Raw genomic sequence first — 11404 nt, 5'->3', positions numbered from 1 at the left:
GAAGTGATGACATCGCATTGTATGCCATAATCTTTTGCATATTCTTTTGCAAATGTATCACTCACGCTATATACATAATCTGCTTGAGGGAGATAAGTACGGCAAAGCCAATCATTAAAATCCGCAAAGAGCCTAATCCATCGCTCATCAGAGCGATGTCGCGTATAATATTCCCGCAAATCAACCACAACTTTAGCTTGTTTTTTATTCTCTAAAACAAAAGGGAGTAGCACTAAATCGTGACAGATAATCACATCAAACTCCCTTTCTTTGAGATATTGCGCAATTATCATTCGATTAGGGATTTTGACAAGCTTCATATAATCCTTTTTGGCAACATTTTCTTCGAGTATCGCCTCCTCTTTAGCATTTCTTTTTTTCGCATCAGGATAGGAGAGTATTTCCACTCCCTCCATAGCCGTAGCCTCTAACCCAATGGCGGTGAGTTCAAAATGCCCTTTAAGCCAATGAAGCATACGATTAGGACGTGGATTTTTCGCTGGATCACCCTCACAAACAACACAAGCTTTTTTCATATTTTGCCTTAAAGTTTTACTTGTTTAGTAATGCCACAGCCCCGTATCTCAAGTTTTTAAATCGACTTTAAGGGGTGTATGCGTTTGGGTGATTTAAGAGATTCTAAAGACAAATGGGGGAGGTAGCCCCTCTCTCACTAGAACTTAAAGATTCTATCCATAAAGAACTATTTTACCTCAAAATGCACAGGGTCAGCGACTAGGGTTTTGAGATTTGGCAAATCTCTACTTGCTTCTGTTTTAGAATTATAAGGTCCAACAAGGTATCTTGTGGTCTTTTGTCCATTTGCAGATGCCCCTTCATGCACGCGATAGCTATAATTGTTAATTTGCTTTAAAAACTCTGCATTTGGCTTATTTGTAAAGGATCCTACTTGCAAATAGAATCCTTTCTCTGCAATTTGCCCATTTTTTGAAGTATCCATACGAGGAGTAGAGACACCCTCAAATATATCTGCAATACCATCACTTTGAGTTTGGGGTGCTTGTGGTTTTTCCGCAGGCGCGGTTGTTGGTTTGGGAGAAGTAGAAGTTGGTTGAGCCGCTGGTTTAGCTGGCTGTGTAGTTTGCGTAGGCTGTGCAGGTTTTGCAGGTTGAGCCGGTTTAGCTGGTTGTGTAGATGCAGGTTTTGCAGGAAGCACAGGCTGTGATGCGGGTTGTTTTTCTGGAGCAGGTTGTGGCTTTGGCTCTGCTTGTGCAGGTGGGGGAGTGGAGGCTTGTGCTATTTGTGTATTGTTGCCTTGCTCGCGATTGCGAATATCATCAAGAATCTTTTGGAATGGGTCTTCTTCTCCATTTGGATTATTATTCAAAGGGACATCGACAAATCGATCATTTTCTGATTCTATGGGAGTTAAGCCATTATTAGCTGCCATATCACGCTCACTTAGCTCCTCATCGCCACGCGTAACAATAAAAACGACTGCAATCAAAATAGACAAAAAGACTAATGCCATTGCAATCATCATCATCAATTTTTTGGTTCGATTCTGTTTTTGCAAATCATCATCATTGATTAAAATATCATTTAACTCTCGTTTTGTTTCCATTCTCACTCCTTAAATGTATTTATTAAGTCTTACATATGTCTTGCCCACGCCGACCCACGCTCTTTGGCATAGACTTCATAGGGGAGGGCTAGAATATTAAAATTTGGGGGCAATTCATCACTAGGAAACATTTTCCACTCTTTTGGGCAATGCTGGGATAATTTAAGAGAAAGTGTCTTAGCTAAACGTTTTCCCTCATTAATTTCAGTATGTCCTTTGTGTATATAGAGATGTAGATGCCCGGGAGTTTTGGAGCAAAATGCGGTGAAATTCAAAAAACCCTCTTCTCGCAAAAGAAGCTGTGCGCGATGATAGAATCTCTCTGGGTTGCGCCCATTGTAATCAAACACGATATTTTCTACTTTTGTTCCCTTGCCAAGTAAAAGTGAGTGAGCCACAATAATCTCTTTGCGAAAATGTTTATTGATAATCATAGAGGTAAGTGTAGCATCTATTTTTTCATATTTATCATACAGAATCCGCCCCATATGATTGATTTTTTTTCCCATTCCATTAACACGTCCATAGTAGTGTGATGTGTCCATTTTGATGAGCTTAAGATCCATTTCTGTCATATAATTTTCCCTCTTCTTTAAAAAATTGGCTTATCATAGATTTTAAAGTTTTTAGAAAAATCTTTGATTTGAGCTTTGATTTGGGCTTGCAAGTTAGTATTGTGAATATCATCAAGAATATCCGCAATTTTTTCTGCAATCCACTCAAATTCTTTTTCTTTCATACCTCGTGCAGTAAGGGCTGGTGAGCCGATTCTAATACCGCTTGTAACAAAAGGTGAGCGCGTTTCACCGGGCACGGTGTTTTTATTGACTGTGATGCCGGCATTTCCTAAAGCTAAATCTGCCTCTTTGCCACTAAAATTGTTATTAAGAAAGCTTATAAGCACAAGGTGATTATCGCTCCCGCCACTTACAAGATTGTAATTGCGCTTTATAAGCACCTTTGCAAGAGCTTGAATATTGGCTTTGACTTGTTTAGCGTATGTTTTCCATTCAGGTTTGAGATTTTCTTTGAATCCTACCGCCTTTCCTGCAATTACGTGCATAAGCGGTCCGCCTTGGATACCCGGAAACACAGCTTTATTGATTTTTGTAATTAACTCTTCATCATTTGTAAGGATTATACCTCCTCTTGGTCCTCGCAATGTCTTATGTGTAGTTGTTGTAACAATATGGCAATGCGGAAAAGGATTGGGATATTCTCCTGCGACAACAAGTCCTGCTACGTGTGCAATATCTCCCATAAGGTATGCCCCCACAGAATCTGCAATCTCGCGCAATCTTTTAAAATCAAGCTCTCTTGTATAGGCTGAAAAGCCACACACAAGGATATTAGGCTTTACAACTTGAGCTTCTTTGGCGAGTTTGTCATAATCAATATAGCCATTAAGTTCTACGCCATAAAAAAAGCTTTGGTATAACTGCCCTGAAGTGCTTACTTTTGCGCCGTGTGTGAGATGCCCGCCGTGGCTTAAATCCATACCAAGAATCTTATCATAAGGCTTAAGAAGCGCAGCATAAACTGCTGCATTTGCTTGTGAGCCTGAATGTGGTTGCACATTGGCAAAATTTACACCAAAAAGCTTTTTTGCTCTTTCAATAGCAATCTCTTCGATTTTATCAACAAATTCGCAACCACCATAGTAGCGTTTAAAGGGATATCCTTCGGCATATTTATTGGTTAAAACACTCCCCATAGCTTCCATAACGCTAGGAAATGTAAAATTTTCACTCGCTATCATTTCTAAATGCTCGTTTTGACGCTCAAGCTCTTTTTCTATAAGCTCAAATACCTCACTATCTTGCTCTTTCATCAAGTAGCCCATTCACACTCCTTGCTTATTTGGGGTATCATTTGATGTGTTTTGTGAGGGTATTATATCAAAATTTGGTTGAGTTAGCTTTAATGCAGGGAATAGAATCACATCTTTAATGGTTTTTGCATTACTTAATAGCATTACCAAGCGGTCAATGCCTATACCTTCTCCCGCAGTAGGTGGCATTCCGTGAGCAAGCGCCCATACATAATCTTCATCCATATATTGGGCTTCTTCATCGCCTGCATCTTTTGCTTTTACTTGTTCTTTAAATCTCTCAAGCTGGTCAAGTGGGTCATTAAGCTCACTAAAACCATTAGCAATCTCCCTCCCGCCGATAAAAAGCTCAAATCTATCAGCGATTTGAGGATTTTTATCATTGCGTCTTGCAAGTGGGCTAATCTCAATAGGATATTGCGTGATAAAAGTAGGGTGAATGAGTTTATGCTCGACATATTCATCAAATGCTTCACCCAAAAGCTTTCCATAGGGCATTGTAGAATCCACCTTGAGATGTTTTTCTTGGAGATGGGCAAGAAGTGCGTTTTTATCATTGATGAGCTCCTCATTTAGTCCGCCTATTTGCACCAAAGCATCTTTGTAGCTGATAATACGCCATTGATTAAAGTCGATTTCGTGTTGATTATAATGTAAAATGGCGGGGAGCTTGAGGGATTTAAAGATAAAGGCAAAAAGCTCTTTTGTAAGCGTGATAAGATCCTCATAAGTTTTATATGCCCAATAAAATTCAATCATACTAAATTCAGGATTATGCGAGTGATCCATTCCTTCATTGCGAAAATTGCGATTAAGCTCAAAAACCGCCTCAAAACCCCCAACAATAAGACGCTTAAGGTAAAGCTCTGGTGCAATACGCAAATATCTTTGTGCATCAAGTGCATTATGATGTGTGATAAAAGGACGCGCATTTGCACCACCTGGAATAGGGTGGAGCATTGGCGTTTCGACTTCTAAAAAGCCTTTTTGCTCAAAGAATTGTCGCACGCAAGAGATAATTTGGCTACGCATTTTAAATACTTCTTTGACTTCTTCATTGACAATTAAATCTACATATCGTTGGCGGTAGCGTAGCTCCACATCACTTAGTCCGTGAAATTTTTCAGGGAGAGGCACAATGCTTTTAGTAAGAATCTTAAAAGAAAGTGTATGGATACTTAACTCACCTGTTTTGGTTACAAATGCGTATCCTTGCACATTGATAATATCTCCCACTTCAAGGATTTTTTTTATCTGTGAAAAATCCTCACCAATATCATTTTTTGATATATATGCTTGGAGGATTCCACTTTCATCTTGAATCTTAATAAAGCACGCCTTGCCCATTAGGCGAATAAATCTCACACGCCCGACAACGCATTCGGTGGGAGCTTGTGAGTGATTTGTTTCTTGTGTATTTTGTCCTGTATCTGCTAAAGCTTGGGTTTTAAGGTATTGATATTTATCTAAAAACTTGCTATTACTTATTGTGCGCACAGATTCGTTGCTGTAAGGATTAAGCCCTAAATCTTGCATTAGCTGCATTTTTTTGATACGTTGTTGGATATAAAAATTTGAAAACATTTAATAATGCCTTTTAAGGATTATTGGTATTTTTCAATGAAGAAAGAGAGTTTGATAAGCCCTCTTTGAGTTCTTCTTTTGTCTCTTCTACAGGCTTACTTATTTTATTAACACCTTCTGTAATTGTTTGCTCTATTTTATCGGTGCTAGGTTTCTCTAAGTCTTTTGTAATCTCTTGGATTTGCTCAAGATTCATAATATGAATAGCGAGATTTTTCATCGCTGGGAAAAAGCTGCTGTGTTGTTCGATACTTTGTGAGAAGTTTTTAAGCCACCCAATTTGTGAAATGCCAAAAACAACAATAGAGAGGAGTAAGAAAGCTTTACAGAATCCAAACAACAAACCTAAAGCCTTATCAAGCGCAGCAAGAGGCGTAAAATGCACTATGCGGTAGAGAATCTCGCCGACAATCACGCAAAATGCCCAAATAAATGTAATAAGAATAAGGAATCCTATAAGGGCGCTTACTTCTGGGGAATTGAGGTTATAGATAGTATCAGTAAACCACTCTCCTGTGCTATGATAGAATCTTGAAGCAAAAAATATCCCAAGCAATATACCTAAAAAACTCGCCAATCCTCGAATAATGCCCTGAAAAATGCCCTTAATTGAAAGCAAAATGAGCAAAACGAAAATGCCTATATCCACATAACTCAATCCTTCCATTGATCCCTATCCTTTAAATTTTAAAATGCAAAAACTCTTTTTATCTTAAATCTTTGGGGCTTAGTAGAAGTAAAGACAAAAATGTAATATATTAAACGATTTTGCCTTATTTTGCAAGAATTTTAGCTTATTTTTTGGTAAGGTATTTTAGAATCTTGCATTTTTTGCCCTTTACCATAATAAATTAGGGTATGAGATAAAGGAATAAAACAGAATGAATATTCTAGGGACATTTGGGAAGCAGCTCAAAAATTTTAGCGAACTCGTTGCGTTTGAGCATACCATTTTTTCAAGTAGCTTTATTCTTATTGCAATGGTTGTGGCAAGTATGCAAAAGTATGAGATTCCGTGGTGTGGCTGGGAGACATTTGTGCTTTGTGCCTTAGCACTTATAAGCGCAAGAAATTTTGCAATGGGTTTTAATCGCCTCAAAGATAGGGATATTGATAGTGCTAATGCTCGCACAAGCACTCGTCCAAGTGTTGATGGGCGCATCAGCCTTACTTGGCTTATTGCTTTTAATATTTTTAATGCTCTTATTTTTATACTCGTTTCTTATTTTATTAATCCCCTTGCTTTCTCTCTTTGTGTGCCATTTTTAGTCATTTTAGCTTTTTATTCTTATACAAAACGTTTTAGTGCCATAGCGCATTGGGTGCTTGGCGTGTGTTTGGGATTAGCACCCATTGCAGGAGTTATTGCTGTTATGGGTGAAATTCCCTTATGGAGTGTGCTTTTATCAGCAGGTGTGCTTTTTTGGGTAGCGGGGTTTGATTTGCTGTATTCTTTGCAAGATATGGAGTTTGATAAAAACAATCAGCTTCATTCTATCCCCGCATATTTTGGCATACGGGCTACATTATGGATTTCGCGTTTATGTCATTTATGCGCGGTGGGATTTTGGATAGGCTTTGTTTATGAAGCAGAGCTTGGCCTAATCGCACAAATTGGTGTGGGCTTATCTGCTTGTATGCTCTGCTATGAGCAATATCTTGTAAATGTGCATTTAAAAAATATTCCTAAGGCTTTCTTTGTAACTAATGGTTATTTGGGTATTATGTTTTTTATGTGTATCTTAGTGGATTCTATAAGGGTTACGTATGGATATTAAAAGCATACTTGAGGAGCGTGATATTCACACACGCATTGTTCCTTGTGAGCTTGAAGTGGCATTTTCAAAGCTTGATAAAGAGAATGAAGCAGCTTTTAATAAGGAATTTGTGAATTTATTGCAGTCTCGCTATGGCTCCATCACACAATGGCTCAATAAAAATAAATCAAAAAATCGCACAGAAGATACTGATGAAGTATTGCTTGAATTACTTGTGGAGCTTTATCAAAAGGTAGAAAGTATTGAGCAAATACTGCTTAATAAGACTACACAGCATATTCCTTTAGAGTACGAGGGGATAGCAGATTTTGTAGGACATAATGTATTATGTATGCCACAAGATGTATTTGAAGAGGGGGCAGAATATTATGTGCGCCTTTTTTTGCCTGTTTTTCCGCAACGTTATATTAGTCTTTTTGCTACTGCCATTCATCAAAAAATTGTGAAATTTGAACGTATGCACTATAATGATGCGGGAGATTTTGATAATTTTGTAGCTCAAATGGAACGTTTGGCAATTGTAAATGCTAAAAAATCACATAAAATAGAGGAGTAGGGGAATGTTTGGTATTTCAATGAGTAGTATGAGTATGATTCTAGGGCTTGTATCCATTGGTATTGTGTGTTTTGTTGCATTTTTGAACTATACGCGCAACCTTGATTTTAATAAAAAAATGAGACGTTTTGAAAAAGGTATGGAAGATATTAATAATGAAATCTTTAAGATTCACAAGTGGATTAAAGATAATGAGCTTGAAAATCAATTAAGCACCACAGCTTTGCATAATAAAATTAAAACAGAAAGTATTGATGCAGTCAATAACGCACTTGTAAATGTGTATCGTCAAGTGGAGATTCTTGAAGCGCAAGTGAATAAGGAACGAGAGTATATAGAGGAAAAAATCGTAAGCATTGAGGAGAAGATTCGAGAATTTGGCTATTTTCCAAGCTCAAGCACAAATATCGATGAAAAGCGCATTATTGGTATGTTTCGCGATGGGTGGAGTATTGATGCGATTGCAAAAGAGATGCGTTTAAGTAAGGGCGAGATAGAATTCACGCTTAAACTTGCGGATATTAAAGAATAATCTTATTAAATATAAGGAGTAAAAAATGGGTAAAGCAGTTTATGCAAAGCGTGCAGAGCTTTTGCAAGAATCCACGACAATTGCCATTAGCACACTTGCGCGTGAGCTTAAAGATTCAGGGCAAGATGTGCTTAGTTTTTCAGCAGGTGAGCCAGATTTTGACACGCCTGAAGTGATTAAAAATGAAGCCATTAGAGCATTAAAAAGTGGTTTTACCAAATATACTGCAGTAGCAGGGATTCCAGAACTGCGCAAAGCAATTAAAGAAAAGCTATTGCGTGAGAATAATCTCTCTTATGAGAGCAATGAAATATTAGTAAGTAATGGCGCAAAACACTCGCTTTTTAATGTATTTCAAACTCTTGTGGATAATGGCGATGAGGTGATTATTCCTTCTCCTTATTGGGTAACTTATCCCGAGCTTGTAACCTTTAGCGGAGGAAAGCCTGTAATAGTGCAGACAACGCAAAAAAATGATTTTAAAATCACACCTAAACAACTTAAAGAAGCTATTACTAAAAAAACAAAAGCTTTTGTGCTTAATACCCCCTCAAACCCCACCGGTATGGTCTATACTCAAAAGGATTTAGAAGAGCTTGCAGAGGTTTTAAAAGGCACAGATGTGTGGGTTATAAGTGATGAGATGTATGAAAAGCTTGTGTATGGAGTGAAATTTGTATCTGCAGCAACAATCAATGAAGATATGATGAAGCGCACAATTACTATTAATGGCTTAAGTAAGTCTGTGGCGATGACAGGGTGGCGCATAGGCTATCTTGCGTGTAAAGATAAAAAGCTTATAAAGCTTATGGATAATCTCCAAAGTCAATGCACCTCTAATATTAATTCTATTACGCAAAAAGCTGCTATTTTGGCACTCAAAGGCGAGGCAGATAGTGATATAGAGGATATGCGCAAAGCATTTGAGGAACGTATGCACTTTGCTGTTGATGCGATTAATAATATACAAAATCTTAATGTGAGTAAGCCACAAGGTGCATTTTATTTATTTATTAATATTTCTGCCTTGCCTACTTATGGTGGGGATTCTATGGGATTTTGTAAAGCATTGCTTAAAGAGCAAGGCGTAGCACTTGTGCCCGGCTGTGCCTTTGGTATGGAGGGATTTGTGCGCCTTTCTTTTGCGTGTTCATTAATACAGCTTGAAGAGGGAATTGGGCGCATTGCGCAATTTGTCAAATCACTCTCTTAAGTATGCGCAGTGCAAAAAGTATCATATAAAAGACATATCTTTTTTGTTTTTGTGCTTTGTTTATGCACTTGGTGGAGTGTGGTAAGTGATACAAGCCCTACATCTCATATTGATTTTACAAAGCTTACTTTGGTGCTACCAGAGGAGTTAGAGCGAGAAGAGTATTATCGGCGTGATGTAGGAGTAGATTCTATTATTTATTTTGATATTCCAAACTCGCAGCCCCAAGCACACGCAAGTAGTATTGTGAATGTTTCTGCTGTGAGTGAGGCAGACTTTATGCTTTTATACTTTGCCGGAAGTAGAGAGGGTGCAAGAGATGTGGGGATTTATCAAAGCTTTTTTACTTTTGAAGCACCTTTTAAGCAAAAAAATATAGAGGCAAGGCGGAGAGAATCTTTACATTATAAAAAGCAAGAAGCGCAAAAAGGAAAGTGGGTAGGTTTTAAGCCAAATGAACTCCGCAATGAGCCTTCGCACATCGGGGCTTGGAGTGAGCCAAAATTGCTTTTAGATGCGCCAATGCTCTCACACCTAAGTGGTAAGTTTATTAAAAAGCTTGGCAATCCTGTGAGTTTTGTGGATACACAAGGGCGGGTGCATTTGTTCGTTGTGGGTGTCAGTATGGGAGGTTGGGCTACAAGCAAGATATATTGGCTTATTTTAGAATCCTTAGAGCAAGGGGGTTTGCGCTATGTCAAAGAGCTGCATTTAAGCCCATTTTTAAATTTTTCTTTTCTTGTGCGCACCCCCCCTCTCCTTAAAAGTGATGGTGGATTTATTTTGCCAATCTACCACGAGTTAGCAAGTAAATATCCGCTTTTGCTTGATTTTAGTCCTTCTTTAGAGCTTACTGCTATAATGCGCCCCACAGATTTAAAATCCCAACTTCAGCCAAGTTTTGTGCCTTTAGATTCGCATTCTGCTCTAGGGGTGTATCGCAATCATAAAGCCTATAATAATACGCTTTTTGTGAGTGAATGCGATAGCCAATGTAAGAATCCAAAACTAAAAAGCAATCTTAAAAATTATGATGCCTCTTCCGTGCTTTTTAATATGAGGAAGGCGATTTATATAGCGCATAATGAGCCAAGCACCCCTCAAGGCAATGCAAGAGAAAATTTACGCATTTATGTTTTAGACAAAACAACTCTAGCGCAAGAAATGTTTAAGGAAGTAGAGTTTTGGTTTCCCTTAACCCTTGATACTCTGCCACATAATGAAGTCTCTTATCCAAGTGTGGCGACAAATAAAGATTTTGTGCATATTGCCTATACTTATGGGCGCAAACACATAAGAACCGCGCTTGTGCCAAAAGATGTATTAGATAGGCATACAAGTTTGCCTCCAATTATTGATATTGAGCATATACAGAATCTTGATGATATTCCTTATGAGTGGAATACCAAAACTTTTGAGGGTGAGTGATGAGTATAGCGGTGAATTTAATGATAAATATCATTGCTTTGAGTAGTTGTGTATTTTTATTGCAAAAACTACCAACGCGCCCTATCATTCTCCTTTCACTCTTATGGATTCTTGTCTTTAATATACCCTTTATTGAATGGCACTGGAGTGCGTGCGAGTATTTTTACGCGCTTTTTGATGTGCCAAGCATAATGCTTACTTTGGTGTGTATATGGTGGCTGATAAGTTTTATTTTTTCACGCGTTTTTATATCAGATTCTGCTATTTCTCCTATAAGTTTATGCCTTAAACATTCAAAGATTTTTGTGCAATCCCATAGAATTTTTCCACCGAGTATGCAATATGTGTGGATTATACTTGGAGCGTTTGTTTATGTAGAGGTTTTGGGCTATGGTTTTATTGATATTTACCATTTAGAGTTTAGAATCTTCATTTTTTTGTATAGCATTTTATCACTTATCTCCTATTGCTTAAGTAGGTTAGCAGGTTATGGATTAATCCTCTCTCTTATAAGCTATGAATTAGGGATTTTAGGGCAGATAAACATCATTAATTACATCTTAGATCCATTTTTGTGGGTAGGTTGTGTTTTTGCACTTTTATGGCGATGTGGCAAAAGTATTATCAAAAATATGAGGGGAAAAAATGGAAAGAAAGTGGTTTTGTTCAAAAAGAATGGCCAACTTATTCCTATTGATTCCTTAAGTTCTGGAGAAAAACAGATAGTGTATAGAGGTTCTTTCCTTCTTCGAGACATTAATGCACTAAGTGGTGCATTTGCCTTTATTGATGAGCCCGAGATAAGTCTTCATCCTCTATGGCAAATGAAAATAATGGACTACTATAAGGGAATATTTACAAATAACGCGGGAGAGCAGACTTCGCAGATGTTTGTTG

The 11404-nt window shown here is 37.8% G+C and carries 12 protein-coding genes; 6 read left to right on the top strand and 6 right to left on the bottom strand.

Annotated elements, in window-relative coordinates; translation table 11 throughout:
- From J1E28_RS06695 to J1E28_RS06670, 6 genes are all read right to left on the bottom strand, one after another.
- A partial coding sequence (locus tag J1E28_RS06695) for a glycosyltransferase family 4 protein (RefSeq protein ID WP_291028056.1) occupies positions 1–536 on the bottom strand: 536 nt, incomplete at its 3' end.
- A gap of 167 nt (positions 537–703) precedes the next feature.
- A complete protein-coding gene (locus tag J1E28_RS06690) occupies positions 704–1585 on the bottom strand; it encodes an SPOR domain-containing protein (RefSeq protein WP_291028050.1) in 882 nt (293 codons plus the stop codon).
- Between the two features lie 29 nt (positions 1586–1614).
- The gene (locus J1E28_RS06685; RefSeq protein ID WP_291028048.1) at positions 1615–2160 is read right to left on the bottom strand and encodes a DUF1882 domain-containing protein; all 546 of its coding nucleotides are present in this window, start codon (positions 2158–2160) and stop codon (positions 1615–1617) included.
- A gap of 17 nt (positions 2161–2177) precedes the next feature.
- Positions 2178–3428 carry a serine hydroxymethyltransferase gene (locus tag J1E28_RS06680; RefSeq protein ID WP_291028046.1) on the bottom strand — a complete coding sequence of 417 codons (1251 nt, stop codon included), beginning with the start codon at positions 3426–3428 and terminating at the stop codon, positions 2178–2180.
- Positions 3429–5000, bottom strand: a complete 1572-nt coding sequence (lysS, locus tag J1E28_RS06675; RefSeq protein WP_291028044.1) for a lysine--tRNA ligase — start codon at positions 4998–5000, stop codon at positions 3429–3431.
- Positions 5001–5013: 13 nt separating this feature from the next.
- The gene (locus J1E28_RS06670; protein WP_291028042.1) at positions 5014–5667 is read right to left on the bottom strand and encodes a CvpA family protein; all 654 of its coding nucleotides are present in this window, start codon (positions 5665–5667) and stop codon (positions 5014–5016) included.
- Between the two features lie 214 nt (positions 5668–5881).
- Here J1E28_RS06670 and mqnP point away from each other — a divergent pair, with 214 nt between their 5' ends.
- The 6 genes from mqnP to J1E28_RS06640 all read left to right on the top strand — a co-directional run.
- The gene (gene mqnP / locus J1E28_RS06665) at positions 5882–6778 is read left to right on the top strand and encodes a menaquinone biosynthesis prenyltransferase MqnP (protein ID WP_291028040.1); all 897 of its coding nucleotides are present in this window, start codon (positions 5882–5884) and stop codon (positions 6776–6778) included.
- Positions 6768–7334 carry a hypothetical protein gene (locus J1E28_RS06660; protein ID WP_291028038.1) on the top strand — a complete coding sequence of 189 codons (567 nt, stop codon included), beginning with the start codon at positions 6768–6770 and terminating at the stop codon, positions 7332–7334. The genes mqnP and J1E28_RS06660 overlap by 11 nt, the downstream gene beginning before the upstream one ends.
- 4 nt (positions 7335–7338) lie before the next feature.
- Complete coding sequence (locus tag J1E28_RS06655; protein ID WP_291028036.1) at positions 7339–7866, top strand: hypothetical protein; 528 nt, start codon at positions 7339–7341, stop codon at positions 7864–7866.
- A 25-nt stretch (positions 7867–7891) separates the two neighbouring features.
- Positions 7892–9079, top strand: coding sequence for a pyridoxal phosphate-dependent aminotransferase (locus J1E28_RS06650; RefSeq protein ID WP_291028034.1), 1188 nt, complete (start codon positions 7892–7894; stop codon positions 9077–9079).
- 9 nt (positions 9080–9088) lie between these two features.
- Complete coding sequence (locus tag J1E28_RS06645) at positions 9089–10507, top strand: sialidase family protein (RefSeq protein WP_291028033.1); 1419 nt, start codon at positions 9089–9091, stop codon at positions 10505–10507.
- The coding region (locus J1E28_RS06640) for an AAA family ATPase (RefSeq protein ID WP_291028031.1) at positions 10507–11404 on the top strand (898 nt) is incomplete at its 3' end. The genes J1E28_RS06645 and J1E28_RS06640, both read left to right, overlap by 1 nt.

This window comes from Helicobacter sp. (assembly GCF_022511165.1).
Taxonomy (GTDB): domain Bacteria; phylum Campylobacterota; class Campylobacteria; order Campylobacterales; family Helicobacteraceae; genus Helicobacter_C.
This window is presented reverse-complemented; position numbering and strand designations above follow the sequence as displayed.

Excerpts from the sequence above, each read along its gene's own strand:
- J1E28_RS06690 (WP_291028050.1), bottom strand. The coding sequence starts at position 1,585 with ATGGAAACAAAACGAGAGTTAAATGATATTTTAATCAATGATGATGAT.
- J1E28_RS06685 (WP_291028048.1), bottom strand. The coding sequence starts at position 2,160 with ATGACAGAAATGGATCTTAAGCTCATCAAAATGGACACATCACACTAC.
- J1E28_RS06680 (WP_291028046.1), bottom strand. The coding sequence starts at position 3,428 with ATGGGCTACTTGATGAAAGAGCAAGATAGTGAGGTATTTGAGCTTATA.
- lysS (WP_291028044.1), bottom strand. The coding sequence starts at position 5,000 with ATGTTTTCAAATTTTTATATCCAACAACGTATCAAAAAAATGCAGCTA.
- J1E28_RS06670 (WP_291028042.1), bottom strand. The coding sequence starts at position 5,667 with ATGGAAGGATTGAGTTATGTGGATATAGGCATTTTCGTTTTGCTCATT.
- mqnP (WP_291028040.1), top strand. The coding sequence starts at position 5,882 with ATGAATATTCTAGGGACATTTGGGAAGCAGCTCAAAAATTTTAGCGAA.
- J1E28_RS06660 (WP_291028038.1), top strand. The coding sequence starts at position 6,768 with ATGGATATTAAAAGCATACTTGAGGAGCGTGATATTCACACACGCATT.
- J1E28_RS06655 (WP_291028036.1), top strand. The coding sequence starts at position 7,339 with ATGTTTGGTATTTCAATGAGTAGTATGAGTATGATTCTAGGGCTTGTA.
- J1E28_RS06650 (WP_291028034.1), top strand. The coding sequence starts at position 7,892 with ATGGGTAAAGCAGTTTATGCAAAGCGTGCAGAGCTTTTGCAAGAATCC.